The sequence below is a fragment of the Pseudomonas sp. C2B4 genome, from assembly GCF_013359695.1.
Taxonomy (GTDB): domain Bacteria; phylum Pseudomonadota; class Gammaproteobacteria; order Pseudomonadales; family Pseudomonadaceae; genus Aquipseudomonas.
Window position 1 is genome coordinate 54,648 of record NZ_JABFMU010000007.1, and the last position, 15,619, is coordinate 70,266.

A 15,619-nucleotide genomic window follows, 5' to 3' on the forward strand; every position below is an offset into this window, starting at 1 on the left:
TCAAGTTGTTTTAAAAGTCTGGAAGGCCCACGAAAGTGAGGATTTCCGGATTTTTTTTTGCCCGCGATTTAACGTTGTCCGGTTCCGGGGCTGCTCTGCGCGACGCAGGTCAGAATCATCTTTTGCATCCTCGGGATATTCTGTAGCCTTGCGCAGCTTCAACGCTGTCCGTGCCTGATGAATACCCACTTTCCCGGCGGTACCCTGATGGGTCCGGAGCCGGGTGTATACTCGACTTTCGCGCGAATGCGCCTGCAGGTCTTGCGAACATGACGCAGATTTCCGAACGCCTTCTGGTTCAAGCCCACCTCGACGCCAAGCAGCCCAAGCCGCTGACCGCCGATGAGGAAGCCTATTACCGTGCCGCCATCGCTGCCGAGCTCAAGGCTCAGGACGCGGTGCTGGTGGCCCACTTCTATTGCGATCCCGTTATTCAGGCCCTGGCCGAAGAAACCGGTGGCTGTGTCTCCGATTCGCTGGAGATGGCCCGCTTCGGCAATGCTCACCCGGCCAAGACCGTGGTGGTTGCCGGGGTCAAGTTCATGGGCGAAACGGCCAAGATCCTCAATCCTGAAAAACGCATTCTGATGCCGACGCTGGAAGCGACGTGCTCGCTGGACCTGGGTTGCCCGGTCGACGAGTTTTCCGCGTTCTGCGACCAGCATCCCGAGCGTACAGTGGTGGTTTATGCCAACACCTCCGCTGCGGTCAAAGCACGGGCGGACTGGGTGGTGACGTCCAGCTGCGCGTTGGAGATCGTCGAAAGCCTGATGGACAACGGCGAGACCATCATCTGGGGGCCGGACAAGCACCTTGGCACTTACATTCAGCGCCAGACCGGTGCCGACATGCTGCTGTGGGACGGTGCCTGCATCGTTCACGAAGAGTTCAAGTCCAAGCAGCTGGAGGACATGAAGGCGTTGTATCCCGATGCAGCGATCCTGGTCCACCCTGAGTCGCCTACATCGGTGATCGAACTGGCGGATGCAGTCGGTTCCACCAGTCAGCTGATCGCGGCAGCGCAGACGTTGCCGAACAAGACCCTGATTGTTGCGACCGATCGCGGCATCTTCTACAAGATGCAGCAGTTGTGTCCGGACAAGGTCTTCATCGAAGCGCCTACAGCGGGTAACGGTGCGGCATGCCGCAGTTGCGCCCACTGCCCGTGGATGGCGATGAACACCCTTGAGCGCACGCTCAAGAGCTTGAAAGAAGGGGCTAACGAGATCTTTGTCGATCCGGCGCTGATTCCTCAAGCCATTCGGCCGCTCAAGCGCATGCTGGACTTTACCCAGGCGGCGCGGATGAAGTTGGCCGGGAACGCTTAATACCGTTCAATCGCAACGCAAAAAACTGTGGGAGCGAGCCTGCTCGCGAAGAGGGAGTGTCAGCTGACATTAATGTTGCTGATACACCGCTTTCGCGAGCAGGCTCGCTCCCACATTGGTTTGTGCTTGTACCTACTACTTGGTCTTCTTCGGGATCCGCACCAACTGAGTGTTGGAATACATGTCATGCCAGCTGCGTTTCTGCTTGTCGAACAGCGACCAGACGAATCCAAGGCCAACGCACAGCAACGAAGCGATCGATACGACAAAGCGCAGCAGTGCCTGCCACAGGCTGATCGAGGAGCCATCGGCGTTCTGTACGCGGATGCACCAGACCTGCATGCCCAAGGTCTGGCCGGAGTGGGTCCAGAACTTGGCGAAGAAGCCAAACAGTACGAACAGCAGCACGGTTGAAAGCAGCGGGTCGCCGTCGAGTGCCCCGGCTTCTGTGAGCGCGCGCATCCTGTCTTCACCGATGATTGCCATCTGAATCATCTTGTAGGCGCCGCTGGTAACGATCAGCAGGGCGGTGCACAGCAGGAAGTCATAGAACATCGCCGCCAGACGACGACCCAGGCCAGCGGCAGGAAATTCGCCCTGGGGTTTCAGCAGATGTTTCGACATGACGGCACTCAAAGGGAAAAGAGAAGCCATTTTACGGATTTGCGCGCACAAAAAAGCCCCTGATGTCAGCATCAGGGGCTTTTTCGTTACAGAAGATTAGCCTTCTGCTTGTACTTCGTCAGCCTGCATGCCTTTCTGGCCTTGCACAGCGATGAAGGTCACTTTCTGGCCTTCTTTCAGGCTCTTGAAACCGTTGCCCTGAATAGCGCGGAAATGCACGAACAGATCCGGACCGCTTTCTGGAGTGATAAAACCAAAACCTTTCTCGTCGTTAAACCACTTGACGGTACCGCTCTGACGTTGGGACATTTCTTATTTCCTTTGACGCTAAAATTAATGACAGTCTCTATCTCATGAGAGAGTACTGGGGCTGGTTGCAGGAGAGTAAGAAGACGTCGAACGGGATGTAGCTAACTTGTAGGCTACTGCCCAGGTCACGATTCCAAGCGACCCATGCAAACACAGTGAACAAACTCTACGCCAACTACGGGAGAAAAAACAAGCCCTGTGAAGGCCCCGGTTTTCCTGTGTTAGCTGGCTGTAGGTGGTCCACTAGAGCAGGCTTATACGATTACCTTGTTCAATTGTTTTCGAACGTTATAAGCCAAGTTCATATTCGAATGGAATGAAAGAACGATGCACTGTTTTATGGCGATTGCGTTACACATTAGTGCACGCATAACGCAATCGCGTTACTTATAGAAACAGTCAATCACCCGCGATAGTAGCGTTGTGGAACAAATGGCATTTTGCTTACAAGCAAAGGAACCTTTTTCCCACGAACAATCGCCCATACCGGAGTATCGAGAGCGATATAAGCGCTGTCGAGATAACCCATCGCCAAAGGACCGCCCAGGGTCGGCCCGAAACCACCGCTGCAGACGCTGCCAATGATATCGCCGGCTTCGTTGACGATCTCTGCGCCTTCACGTACCGGAGTGCGTTCCTGAGGCAGCAGGCCGACACGCTTGCGGCTGACACCGGCTTGTTGCTGGGCGAACACGTTTTCTGCACCCGGGAATCCGCCAGCACGCGCGCCATCTGCACGACGCGGCTTGGAGATCGCCCACAGCAGACTGGCTTCGATTGGGGTGGTGTCGGTGTTCATATCGTGGCCGTACAGGCACAGGCCGGCTTCCAGGCGTAGCGAGTCGCGGGCGCCAAGGCCGATGGCTTCGACTTCCGGTTCCGCCAGCAGGGCGCGGGCGAGGGCTTCGGCGTTGGCGGCCGGCACGGAGATTTCGAAACCGTCCTCACCGGTGTAGCCCGAGCGGCTGACAAAGCAGTCCACGCCCTGCAGTTTGACGCGGGCGAACTGCATGAAGGTCATCTTCGCCACTTCCGGTGCCAAACGCGCCAGTACAGTGACTGCTGCCGGGCCTTGCAAGGCCAACAGGGCGCGTTCTTCGAACAGCGGCTCGATAAGGCACTGATCGCCGATGTGCTTTTTCAGATGCGCCAGGTCCTGGTCCTTGCAGGCTGCGTTGACTACCAGGAACAGTTCGTCGTTACCCAGGTTGGCAACCATCAGGTCGTCGAGGATGCCACCGGTCTCGTTGGTGAACATCGCATAGCGCTGCATGCCCACCGGCAGGTCGATGATGTCCACCGGCACCAGGGTTTCCAGAGCCTTGGCGGCATTGGCGCCGGTCAGGCGGATCTGGCCCATGTGCGAAACGTCGAACAGCCCGGCCTGATCACGGGTGTGCTGGTGTTCTTTCATCACGCCCAGCGGGTACTGCACGGGCATGTCATAGCCGGCGAATGGCACCATGCGCGCGCCCAACTCGATGTGCAGCGCGTGCAACGGGGTTTTCAACAGTTGTTCGGTGGACATATTCAGCTCCTGAAAAAGGGTGCAGATGCAGGTGAGCGCACATCAGCACTCGATAATGTTGACCGCCAAACCGCCACGGGCGGTTTCCTTGTATTTGCTTTTCATGTCGGCGCCGGTCTGGCGCATGGTGCGAATGACTTTGTCGAGGGAGACGAAATGTTGCCCGTCGCCACGCATGGCCATGCGCACCGCATTGATGGCCTTGACCGAACCCATGGCATTGCGCTCGATGCAAGGCACTTGCACCAGTCCGCCAATCGGGTCGCAGGTCAGGCCCAGGTTGTGTTCCATGCCGATTTCCGCGGCGTTTTCCACTTGTTGCACCGTGCCGCCGAGGACTTCACACAAGGCCCCGGCCGCCATGGAGCACGCCACGCCAACCTCGCCCTGGCAGCCGACTTCTGCGCCGGAAATCGAGGCGTTTTCCTTGTACAGAATGCCGATGGCCGCGGCGGTCAGCAGAAAGCGCACCACCCCGTCATCGTTCGCCGTGGGAATGAACCGCATGTAGTAATGCAGCACTGCGGGAATGATCCCGGCCGCGCCGTTGGTGGGCGCCGTGACGACGCGTCCGCCGTTGGCGTTTTCTTCGTTGACCGCCAAGGCGTACAGGTTGACCCAGTCCAGCACCGACAACGGATCGCGCAGGGAGGATTCCGGGTTCTTGCACAATTGCCGGTACAGCGCGGCGGCCCGGCGTTTTACCTTCAAACCACCGGGCAGGATGCCTTCGTTGCGGCAGCCGGCGGCCACGCAGTCCTGCATGACCTGCCAGATCTTCAACAGACCGGCACGGGTTTCCGCTTCCGGGCGCCAGGCACTTTCGTTGGTCAGCATCACCTGGCTGATGGACAGGCCGTAGGTGGCGCAGTGACCGAGCAGGTCCTTGGCGCTTTTGAAGGGAAAGGTCAGCGGGGTGGCGTCTTCGACGATGCGGTCGGCGCCGGCGGCATCCTCATCGACGACAAAGCCGCCGCCGACCGAGTAGTACTCGCGACTGCGGATTTGCAGGCCCGCTGCGTCGAATGCGCGAAAAATCATACCGTTGGGGTGATAGGCCAACGGTTTGCGAATCATCGCCAGGTGTTCTTTCTCGTTGAACGCAATGCTGTGTTCGCCGAGCAGGTTCAAGCGTCCGCTGCCGCGTATGTCATGCAGGCGGGCGGCGATGGTTTCGGTGTCCACGGTGTCCGGGTGTTCGCCTTCCAGGCCAAGCAACACGGCCTTGTCGCTGCCGTGGCCCTTGCCGGTGGCGCCGAGTGAGCCGTAGAGCTCGACCTTGACGCTGGTGGTCGCCGGCAGCAGCCCTTCACGGCGCAAGCCTTCGACGAAACGCGCGGCCGCGCGCATCGGGCCGACGGTGTGGGAGCTGGAGGGGCCGATGCCAATCTTGAACAGGTCGAACACGCTAAGCGACATGGTTGTTCTCCGGTTTCTTGTTATAGGAGTGGCGGAAATCTGAGGCCTGGAACACGTCCCTGTGGGAGCGAGCCTGCTCGCGAAGGCGGTCTATCAGTGACATCCATAGTGAATGTCAGTCCGTCTTCGCGAGCAGGCTCGCTCCCACAGGGTTCGTTTTGAGCATGAAAGGGGCGAGCGGACCCGCCCCCTCATTGGTTTAAGCGTAGCTTTCGATCGACGGGCAGGCGCAGACCAGGTTGCGATCGCCGAACACGTTGTCGACGCGACCGACCGGCGGCCAGTACTTGCCTTCGATCAGCGAGGCAACCGGATACACCGCCTGCTCGCGGCTGTACGGGTGCGACCACTCGCCGACCAGCTCCGCCGCGGTGTGCGGGGCGTTTTTCAGCGGGTTGTCGTCCTTGTCCAGGGTGCCGTTTTCCACTGCGCGGATTTCTTCGCGGATGCGGATCATGGCATCGCAGAAACGGTCCAGTTCTTCCTTGGATTCGCTTTCGGTCGGCTCGATCATCAGCGTGCCGGCGACCGGGAACGACATGGTCGGGGCGTGGAAGCCGAAGTCGATCAGGCGCTTGGCCACGTCATCGACGCTGATGCCGCTGCTGTCTTTCAGCGGACGCAGGTCGAGGATGCACTCGTGCGCCACCAGGCCGTTGCTGCCGGTGTACAGGACTGGGTAGTGCTCTTCGAGACGTCGCGAAATGTAGTTGGCGTTGAGGATCGCCAGCTGCGAAGCGCGCTTCAGACCCGCGCCACCCATCATGCGGATGTACATCCAGGTGATCGGCAGGATGCTTGCGCTGCCGAACGGTGCCGCGCAGACCGCGCCTTCCTTGCGCTCCATCTGGGCGTGGCCAGGCAGGAACGGAGCCAGGTGCGATTTGACGCCGATCGGGCCGACGCCCGGGCCGCCACCGCCGTGAGGGATGCAGAAGGTCTTGTGCAGGTTCAGGTGCGACACGTCGCCGCCGAACTTGCCCGGGGCGCAGAGGCCGACCATCGCGTTCATGTTGGCGCCGTCGATGTACACCTGGCCGCCGTTGTCGTGAATGATGCCGCAGATTTCGCGGATGCCTTCCTCGAACACACCGTGGGTCGACGGGTAGGTGATCATCAGCGCAGCGAGGTGTTCGCGGTGCTCGATGGCCTTGGCGCGCAGGTCTTCGATGTCGACGTTGCCACGGGCATCGCAGGCGGTAACGACGACGCGCATGCCGGCCATCTGGGCGGTGGCCGGGTTGGTGCCGTGTGCCGACGACGGGATCAGGCAGATGTCGCGACGGTCTTCGCCACGGCTCTGGTGGTAGGCGCGGATGGCCAGCAGGCCAGCGTACTCACCCTGGGAACCGGCGTTCGGTTGCAGCGAGATCGAATCGTAGCCGGTGGCGGCGCAGAGCATCGCTTCCAGTTCATCGGTCAGTTGCTGGTAACCGGCGCTTTGCTCGGCCGGGGCGAACGGGTGCAGGGCGCCGAATTCGGCCCAGGTCACCGGGATCATTTCGCTGGCGGCGTTGAGCTTCATGGTGCACGAACCCAGCGGGATCATGGTGCGGTCCAGCGCCAGGTCCTTGTCGGCCAGCTTGCGCAGGTAGCGCATCAGCTCGGTTTCCGAGTGATAACGGTTGAACACCGGGTGGCTGAGGATCGGCGACTGGCGAACCAGTGCGGCCGGGATAGTGCTGTTGACGGAGGCGGCGAGTGCGGCGAAGTCAGGCAGGGTTTTGCCATCGGCCAGCAGGGCCCACAGGGTTTCAACGTCGGCCTGGGTGCTGGTTTCGTCGAGAGACAGGCCCAGACGCTCGGCATCTACCACGCGCAGGTTGATCTGTTGGGCATGCGCCTTGTCGTGCAGGGCGGCGGTGTTCGCGCCGGTTTTCACGGTCAGGGTGTCGAAGAAGCTTTCCTGTTCGACGCTCAGACCCAGTGCAGTCAGGCCCTTGGCCAGAATTGCAGCCAGGTGATGCACGCGGTTGGCGATTTGCGTCAGGCCCTTCGGACCGTGATACACGGCGTACATGCTGGCAATGTTGGCCAGCAGCACTTGTGCGGTGCAGATGTTGCTGGTGGCCTTCTCGCGGCGGATGTGTTGCTCGCGGGTCTGCATCGCCAGGCGCAGCGCCGGCTTGCCGAAACGGTCCACGGACACACCGACCAGGCGGCCCGGCATGTCGCGCTTGAACGCATCCTTGGTGGAGAAGTAGGCGGCGTGTGGACCACCGAAGCCCAGCGGCACACCGAAGCGTTGCGCGCTGCCGATGGCCACGTCGGCGCCGAACTCGCCCGGCGGGGTCAGCACGGTCAGGGCCAGCAGGTCGGCGGCGACAGCCACAAGCGCGTTGGCGGCGTGGAAGCGCTCGGTCAGCTCGCGGTAGTCGAAGACGTCACCATTGCTTGCCGGGTATTGCAGCAGGGCGCCGAAGAATGGCGTCACGTCGATCAGTTCGCGCTCGTCGCCAACGACCACGTCGATGCCCAGCGGCTCGGCACGGGTGCGCAGTACGTCGAGGGTTTGCGGGTGGCAATGCACGGAAGCGAAGAACTTGTGGCTGCCCTTGTTCTTGCTCAGGCGCTTGCAGAAGGTCATGGCCTCGGCGGCGGCGGTGGCTTCGTCGAGCAAGGAAGCGTTGGCAATCGGCAGGCCGGTGAGGTCGCTGATCAGGGTCTGGAAGTTCAGCAGCGCTTCGAGACGGCCCTGGGAAATTTCTGGCTGGTACGGGGTGTAGGCGGTGTACCAGGCCGGGTTTTCCAGCAGGTTGCGCAGGATCGGCGACGGCGTGTGGGTACCGTAGTAGCCCTGGCCGATGTAGGTCTTGAACAGTTGGTTCTTGCCGGCGATGGCCTTGATCGAGGCCAGAGCCTCGGCTTCGCTCAAACCGTCTTCGAGGCCGAGCACGCTGGTGCCCTTGATGCTGTCCGGGATGACGCTGGCGCTCAGGGCTTCCAGGGAGTCGAAACCGAGGCTGTTGAGCATGGCTTGCTCGTCGCCAGCACGCGGGCCGATGTGGCGAGCAATGAATTCATTGGCGGTGGTCAAATTCACTTGAGTCATTTCGGCGTTCCTCAGGCTTCGGCTTGGGCTTTGATCAGACGGTCATAAGCGTCCTGATCCAGCAGTTTGGCGACAGCCGAGTCGTCAGCCGGCTTGAAGCGGAAGAACCAACCTTCACCCAGCGGGTCTTCGTTGACCAGTTCCGGGCTGCTGTCCAGCGCCGGGTTCACTTCCAGCACTTCACCGTCCAGTGGCATGTACACGCCACTGGCCGCTTTTACCGATTCCACGGTGGCCGCTTCAGCGCCTTTATCGTAGGACTGCAGCTCAGGCAGTTGTACGAAAACCACGTCGCCCAGTGCGTTCTGTGCGAAAGCGGTGATGCCGACTGTGACGGTGCCGTCAGCTTCGGTGCGCAGCCATTCGTGATCTTCAGTAAAACGCAATTCGCTCATGGAAAACTCCTAAGGGGCCAGACTCGTCTGGTGGACGCGATTGATTGCTTGGGCTATTGCCCTGATTTATGAGGGGTTACTAAGCAAAATCGCGGCCAATGTTTTTTTATTGTTTAAAATCAATAAGTTATATGATTTTTTAGGTGCTGATGTTTTTCTTTTTGTAGCGAAATCGCTACAGGCGCGAGGGAAGAAAAAAGCTGAAGTGGATCAAAGCCTTGCGGGACGCTGTTTGGGGAGGGGTGTAGCGATATCGTTCCACTGTAGCGCTTTCAGTACAGGTGGAGGTCGTATTTGGAGTGATTTTCAAGACAACCGCACAACCACTGTGGGAGCGAGCCTGCTCGCGAAGAGGGCGTGTCAGTCGACATCAAGGGTGACTGGTACACCGCATTCGCGAGCAGGCTCGCTCCCACAGGGTTTTGTGTTGGTGATGGGGCCGCATTCCATTGAAAGCCTACGGCTTGTTGGGAATCCCATACTTGCGCAGTCGATGCGCAATCGCGGTGTGTGAGGTTTGCAGGCGGCTGGCCAGTTGGCGGGTCGAGGGGTAGCTGACGTAGAGTTTTTCCAGCAGGGTTTTCTCGAACTCGTCCATTGCCTGTTCCAGGCTGTCGACATCGTGGTCACTCTGGCGCGCCACGGACGTGCCGGCAATGTCGAGGTCGCCGATGTCCACCAGGCTGCTTTCGCAAATGGCCGCAGCGCGGAAAATCACGTTTTGCAGCTGACGTACGTTGCCGGGCCAGCGGTTGCCCAGCAGGGCCGGGTAGGTGCCGGGCGCGAGGCGACAGACCGGGCGCTGGATCTGCGCGCAGGCCTGCTGCATGAAGTAGCGGGCCAGCAGCAGAATGTCCTGGCCGCGCTCGCGCAGCGGCGGGACTTCAACGTTCAGTACGTTGAGTCGGTAAAACAGGTCTTCGCGGAACAGGCCTTCGCTGACCATTTTTTCCAGGTTGCGGTGGGTCGCACTGAGAATGCGAACGTTGACCTTCACTTCGCGATCACCGCCGACTCGACGAAAGCTGCCGTCGTTGAGGAAACGCAGCAATTTGGCTTGCAAATACGGCGACATCTCGCCGATCTCGTCGAGAAACACCGTGCCCTGGTTGGCCAGTTCCATCAGCCCGGGCTTGCCACCCCGCTGGGCGCCGGTGAAGGCGCCGGGGGCGTAGCCGAACAGTTCGCTTTCGGCGAGGTTCTCCGGCAATGCCGCACAGTTCAATGCCAGAAACGGTGAGTTGTGCCGGGCACTGATGGCGTGACAGGCGCGGGCTACCAATTCCTTGCCAGTACCGGTTTCGCCCTGGATCAACAGCGGCGCATCGAGGGCCGCCACCCGTTGCGCGCGAACCTTGAGCGTGCGGATCACTGGCGATTCGCCCAGCAGCGCGTCGAAACCCTCGGCGTGATCGTGGTGCAGGGCCGACAGGCGTTCGCCGATGCGGTTCGGTTGGTACAGGGTCAGCAGGGCGCCGGCATCGGTAATCGGTGTGGCGTCCAGCAACAAGGTCTGGCCGTTGACGGTGATTTCCCGCAGCGGGAGGCGAAAGCCGTGTTCGAGCAGAGTGTCGAGCAGGGCGGGGTCGGCGAACAGGTCGGCAACGCTTTCGCCGGCCGGTTCGCGGCCATACAGCGCAATCAGCGCCGGATTGGCCAACAGCACCTTGCCGGCGCTGTCCAGCGCCAGAACCGGGTCGGTCATGGCCGCGAGCAGGGCATCGAGCTGCAAGTGTCGACGCTGGCCAGGCAGGATGTCGACCACCGTCATCGCCTGCACGCCGCGTACGCTGAGCAACGCATCGCGCAGCTCTTCGAGGACGTCCGGGCTCAGGGTCGGGGCGTCGATGTAGACGTTGGGCGGAACCATTTCCACTGCATCCAGATTGAGATTGCGCCCACCGAGCAGGGCCAGGACTTCCTGGGTGATACCGACGCGGTCGATGAAACTGACGTGGATACGCATGGGGCGGACTTGGATTCTGGAGTGCGGAGGGTGGCAAGTATGCCTTGGGGCGGGCGATTGGTGAAATCCTGCGCACTGCAGGCAGGGATGTTTCCACTGTGGGAGCGAGCCTGCTCGCGAAGGGGGAGTGTCAGTCGACATCAATATTGGCTGACACTCCGTATTCGCGAGCAGGCTCGCTCCCACAGGGGCTGGTGTTATCCAACAATAGTTGGTTTGTCTTTATAGTCTGGCCACACGGATCACCCAGAGGGACCGCCATGAAGTTGTTGCTTGCGTTTCAACCGCCCTACGACTGGCCAGCCATGCTCGGCTTCCTGTCGGCGCGGGCAATTGCCGGCATGGAAGAGGTGGTTGACGGCGTTTACTCGCGCAGCATTGGCCTGAGGGGAATTCACGGCACCCTGTCGATCAAACCGGCGACGGCGGACTCACTGGAACTGACGCTCGATTTCCCCGACCCGACGGTCGTGCCCGAGATTGTCGCGCGCGTGCGGCGGATGTTTGATCTGGATGCCGACCTGGCCCCGATTCATCAGCACCTGACGATCGACCCACTGCTGGCGCGGTTGATCGCCGAACGCCCGGGGCTGCGTGTGCCGGGGACCTGGGACGGGCTGGAATTGGCGATCCGTGCGGTGTTGGGTCAGCAAATCACGGTGGGGGCGGCGATCAAACTGGCGGGGAAACTGGTGGCGCAATATGGTGTGGCGTTGCCTACGCCGCGAGGTGGCTTGAGCCATGCGTTTCCTGAGGCGGCTGTGTTGGCGGACGCGGACCTTGCGACACTGGGGATGCCGAAAAGCCGTGGCCGCACATTGTCAGGCGTGGCTCGGGCGATGCTGGATGATCCGCTGTTGTTCGAACCCGGTCGGCAGGGCGGTGTGACCCGCCTGCTGGCGTTGTATGGCATTGGCGACTGGACCGCGCAGTACATTGCCCTGCGACAGTTGCGCGAAATGGATGGGTTTCCCACGGGGGATGTGGGGTTGATCAATGCCTTGGCGGCGCTTGAAGGGGAGTCGGTGACGGCGCGGCAGCTGTTGGTGCGGGCTGAGGGTTGGAGACCCTATCGGGGGTATGCGGCGCAGTTGCTTTGGACATCGTTGAGTCGTTCCGACTGATCCTGATTTTATGTTGGCTGTTCTGGCGCCTTCGCGAGCAGGTACAGTGTCGAATCTGTGGGAGCGAGCCTGCTCGCGAAAGCGATTGAACAGTCACCACCACTGCGCGCGATGTGAACCCAATTCGCTGGCCGCAACCGCCCACTGCAACGGCGTGCCGGTGATCTTCAACGGCACATGCAACCGGTGCGCCGGTCCCCAGGGTGTCTGCTCGACCAACATCCCCTGATCGCTTTCATCCTCTGCCCGCAACGGCGCTTCGGTCCCGCGTCCATGCTCGATCAACAACTTCGCCGTGCGTGCCAATGACAATCGCGCCGACCCACCTCGTCCGCTGCTCAAACGGTCTGCCAGCAACCTGATCGCACTGGCTGCCATGAGATACCCGGTGGCGTGATCGAGGGCTTGCAGGGGCAAGGGTGTCGGCTTGTACGTCTGCTTCCAGCGCATGCCAGCGTCGGCAACGCCGCTGCTCATCTGCACCAGGCTGTCGAAGCCGCGGCGGTTCTGCCACGGGCCGCTCCAGCCATAGGCATTGAGGCTCACGTCGATCAGGCCGGGGGCCCGTTTTTGCCGCTCCGTGGCTCCGTAACCGAGGCGCTCCAATGCATCGGCGCGGTAGCCGTGGAGCACGATGTCGGCCTCGTTGAGCAGGCTTTCGAACGTGCGGCGATCGGCCTGGTCATGCAAGTCCAGGCGGGCGCAACGCTTGCCCAAGGTCATTTCCGGTATCACGCCCGGTTCATTCCAGGTCGGCGGGTCGATACGCAAGACGTCGGCGCCAAGGCCCGCGAGAAATCGGCTGGCGACCGGACCGGCGAGCACGCGGGTCAAGTCCAGCACCCTGATCCCGGCCAGTGGTTGCGCCACCGAACCCTGCCACGGCTTGGCGTTGAGGCTGCTGTGATGATCGAACTGAACCAGCGGTTCTGCATTGACAGCCTGACCCTGCGGATGCGCCTGCCACTGTTCCCAGCTGCGCATCTCGGCCGCGCACCCACCGGCATTGACCACCGCCTGTTCCAGATCGCGCTTGGCCCATTGCGCCACTTTGCTTGCCATCGCCACTCGGTCGGCACAGGCGCCTAGCACAGATTCGGCGGCAGCGCGGTGATGGGGCGCATTGGTGTGCAGGCGGATCCAGCCATCCTTGGCGGCGTAGTCACCGGCGATCGGGTCCCACAAGGGTGGAACGCTCCAGCCTGAGGGGCGGATTGAACTGGAGAACCAGAACGAGGCCAGGCGCCGGTCGACTTCGAGGCCGGGCAAGCGTCCGGTTTGCTGGTGCAACAATTCGCTGATGGCCTGGCCGGCGGCGGCGATGCTGGCGCACGCCAGGTCCGTAACGGCAAACGCCGAGGGCAGGGCGCCAGTGGAGGTAAACGGGATTGGCGTGTGCGGCAAGCCGAGTGCGGCTTGAATGGACGTGAGTAAATCAGTCATCGAAGGCCCTCCGGAGCGAGAGCCCGAGCATAGATCAAAAACCGGGTTGGCTTGATGAAAACCTGTGGGAGCGGGCCTGCTCGCGAAGCGGTGCGTCAGCCAACATAGATGTTGAATGTACTGGCCCCTTCGCGAGCAGGCTCGCTCCCACAGGAGGGCGGTTTACACCCGGAACTGATCCATCAGTTTCATCTGGTGAGTGGTGAGGTTGTTGAGTTGGCTGCTGATCTGCGCCGATTCGGTGGCTTGTCCGGTCAGGGTTTCGGTGACGCTGCGGATCGCCGAGACGTTGCGGTTGACCTCTTCGGCCACGGCGCTTTGCTGTTCGGCGGCGCTGGCGATTTGCAGGTTCATGTCGCTGATCACGGTGACTGCGTCACTGATTTTGCTCAATGCCTGTACCGCTTGCTGGATCTGCCCGGCGTTGCTGTGGGCCTGGGTCTGGCTCGAGTGCATGGTGGCAACCACGCCGCGCGTGCCGCTCTGGATGCGTTCGATCACCAGGCGAATTTCCTCCACCGAATCCTGGGTACGTTTGGCCAGGTTGCGCACTTCATCGGCCACCACCGCGAACCCGCGTCCGCTTTCGCCGGCACGGGCCGCTTCAATGGCCGCGTTCAGCGCCAGCAGGTTGGTTTGTTCGGCGATGCTGCGGATCACTTCCAGTACCGAGCCGATCTGCTCGCTGTTCACCGCCAAGGCTTCAACTTCAGTCACAGCCTTGCTGACTTCGTCGGCCAGTTGATTGATGTCGCGGGTGCTGCGCTCGATGATCTGCATGCCGTCGCGGGCCGACTGATCGGCGCCCTTGGCGGCATTGGCCGCATTGGACGCACTGTTGGCGACATCGTGGGCGGTGGCGCTCATTTCGTTGGAGGCGGTGGCGACCTGGTCGATTTCGCGGAACTGCAGCTGCATGCCTTCGCTGGTCTGGCGGGCGATTTCCGAAGACTGGTCGGCGGTGCCGCGGGCGTCGGTGATGCTTTGCTTGATCTGTGCGATGGTCGGCTGCAACTTGTCGAGGAAGCGGTTGAACCAGCTGACCAGTTCCCCCAGTTCATCTTTCTTGCTGTAGTGCAGGCGCTGGGTCAGGTCGCCGTCGCCGCTGGCAATGGCCTTGAGCATTTCCGCCACGCTGTTGATCGGACGGGTCACGCCGGAGGCGGTCAGCCAGATCAGCAACAGACCGACCAGGCCGGCAACGATCGCCACACCCACTGCCTGGATTGTGCCGCTTTGCTGGGCGTCGTCGAGCACCGCTTGCAGTTTCACCGAATCGGCCAGCAGCACTTGCTTGGGCAGGTCGATCACCACGGCCCACGCCTTGGCGTCGGCAATCGGACTGACCGGGTACACCGCCCGGATCAGATCGCCCTGTTCAAGAATTTTCGGTGCACCGTTGGCGAGCAATTGCAGGATGTCCTTGCCGTCCGCCCCCAGGGTGTCGCCGATGCTCTTGCCCACTTTCGTTTGATCGACGCTGTAGGCCGCCATCACACCGGTACCGGAGACGATCAGCATGTGGCCGGCACTGTTGAACAACTCGCGCTGGGAATCGACCGCCGCGGCTTGCAGGGCGTCGAGGGCGATGTCGATACCGACTACGCCGATGGACTTGCCATCCGCCAGCAACGGCACGGAAATGGTGGTCATCAACACTTCCTTGCCGCCAACGGTATCGGCATAAGGGTCGAGCAGGCAGGTGCGCTTGCTGTCCCTGGGGCAGGTGTACCAGACGTTGTAGGGCGTGCCGCTGAGGTTCAGGGTGGTTTTGGTCATGTCCTCTTCGACCATGATGGTGTTGAGCGCTTCACCCCCGGCACGGCTCCAGTAAGTGGCGAAGCGGCCAATCTCGTTGGACTGGCGGGCGGCGTCGCCGACGAACTCGCTGTCCTTGCCATCCAGACCGTTGGGTTCGAACGCCAGCCAGATGCCCAGCACTTTGCCGTTGCGCTCGAAGGCGGTTTTGAGGCTCTGGTTCAACTCTTCACGCAGGGCGCCAGGTTCGAGCGAACGCTTGGCGGCCAGGTTGCGCATGTCCTTGATCTGATCCGCCAGGGCGGTCGCCACCGTCAGGGTTTCACCGAACGTCTTCTGCACCCGCACCGCTTGTTCGGCCGCTTTGGCCTGGAGCAGGTTCTGCACACTGGAGGTGAGCATTCTGCTGCTGGAGTCGTTGACCAGTTCATCGTTCTGATTGGTCTGGTAGATGTTCATGCCGACGATCAGCGCAACGACGCCAAGCAGGCACAGGCCGGAGAGCAGGACGGTTTTCAGGCGGATGGACAGTGAGTCGAACATAGGGCGAACTCGCGAATGGATGAGGTGTTGGCTGTGAGCCGTCGCGGCTCGACGCGCCAAATCCATTCAGCGCCATTCAATCCCCATCGGCGTGGACGCGAGGCGCATGAATGGCAACCCGACGAACGGT

The 15,619-nt window shown here is 61.3% G+C and carries 11 protein-coding genes and 1 pseudogene; 2 read left to right on the forward strand and 10 right to left on the reverse strand.

The window, feature by feature from the left end:
- The first annotated feature begins 269 nt into the window (after positions 1–269).
- On the forward strand, positions 270–1,328 hold the full coding sequence (nadA, locus tag HNQ83_RS07820; RefSeq protein ID WP_175388415.1) for a quinolinate synthase NadA: 1,059 nt from the start codon (positions 270–272) through the stop codon (positions 1,326–1,328).
- 135 nt (positions 1,329–1,463) lie between these two features.
- On the opposite strand, the gene HNQ83_RS07825 is transcribed toward nadA, so the two are convergent.
- The 7 genes from HNQ83_RS07825 to HNQ83_RS07855 all read right to left on the reverse strand — a co-directional run bounded on the left by HNQ83_RS07825 (position 1,464) and on the right by HNQ83_RS07855 (position 10,621).
- Complete coding sequence (locus HNQ83_RS07825; RefSeq protein ID WP_175388416.1) at positions 1,464–1,952, reverse strand: RDD family protein; 489 nt, start codon at positions 1,950–1,952, stop codon at positions 1,464–1,466.
- Between the two features lie 96 nt (positions 1,953–2,048).
- The gene (locus HNQ83_RS07830) at positions 2,049–2,261 is read right to left on the reverse strand and encodes a cold-shock protein (protein ID WP_007931076.1); all 213 of its coding nucleotides are present in this window, start codon (positions 2,259–2,261) and stop codon (positions 2,049–2,051) included.
- 403 nt (positions 2,262–2,664) lie between these two features.
- Positions 2,665–3,789 carry a glycine cleavage system aminomethyltransferase GcvT gene (gene gcvT / locus HNQ83_RS07835; RefSeq protein ID WP_175388417.1) on the reverse strand — a complete coding sequence of 375 codons (1,125 nt, stop codon included), beginning with the start codon at positions 3,787–3,789 and terminating at the stop codon, positions 2,665–2,667.
- Between the two features lie 42 nt (positions 3,790–3,831).
- Positions 3,832–5,208: an L-serine ammonia-lyase gene (locus HNQ83_RS07840; protein WP_175388418.1), complete on the reverse strand. Its 1,377-nt coding sequence runs from the start codon at positions 5,206–5,208 to the stop codon at positions 3,832–3,834.
- A 199-nt stretch (positions 5,209–5,407) separates the two neighbouring features.
- Positions 5,408–8,260 (reverse strand): aminomethyl-transferring glycine dehydrogenase, encoded by a 2,853-nt coding sequence (gcvP, locus tag HNQ83_RS07845; protein ID WP_175388419.1) that lies wholly within the window; start codon positions 8,258–8,260, stop codon positions 5,408–5,410.
- Between the two features lie 11 nt (positions 8,261–8,271).
- Positions 8,272–8,655 (reverse strand): glycine cleavage system protein GcvH, encoded by a 384-nt coding sequence (gene gcvH, locus HNQ83_RS07850; RefSeq protein ID WP_175388420.1) that lies wholly within the window; start codon positions 8,653–8,655, stop codon positions 8,272–8,274.
- Positions 8,656–9,112: 457 nt separating this feature from the next.
- Positions 9,113–10,621, reverse strand: coding sequence for a sigma-54-dependent transcriptional regulator (locus tag HNQ83_RS07855; RefSeq protein WP_175388421.1), 1,509 nt, complete (start codon positions 10,619–10,621; stop codon positions 9,113–9,115).
- Between the two features lie 260 nt (positions 10,622–10,881).
- On the opposite strand from HNQ83_RS07855, the gene HNQ83_RS07860 reads away from it, so the two are divergent.
- Positions 10,882–11,745 (forward strand): DNA-3-methyladenine glycosylase, encoded by an 864-nt coding sequence (locus HNQ83_RS07860; RefSeq protein WP_175388422.1) that lies wholly within the window; start codon positions 10,882–10,884, stop codon positions 11,743–11,745.
- Positions 11,746–11,838: 93 nt separating this feature from the next.
- On the opposite strand, the gene HNQ83_RS07865 is transcribed toward HNQ83_RS07860, so the two are convergent.
- The 3 genes and pseudogenes from HNQ83_RS07865 to HNQ83_RS31580 form a co-directional block, all read right to left on the reverse strand.
- Complete coding sequence (locus tag HNQ83_RS07865) at positions 11,839–13,188, reverse strand: CoA transferase (RefSeq protein ID WP_175388423.1); 1,350 nt, start codon at positions 13,186–13,188, stop codon at positions 11,839–11,841.
- Positions 13,189–13,350: 162 nt separating this feature from the next.
- Entirely contained in the window at positions 13,351–14,106 is a 756-nt protein-coding gene (locus HNQ83_RS31575; RefSeq protein WP_372241882.1) for a methyl-accepting chemotaxis protein, read from the reverse strand.
- A 150-nt stretch (positions 14,107–14,256) separates the two neighbouring features.
- Positions 14,257–15,555 (reverse strand): annotated as a pseudogene (locus tag HNQ83_RS31580) (chemotaxis protein); the annotation flags it as partial.
- Between the last annotated feature and the right edge of the window lie 64 nt (positions 15,556–15,619).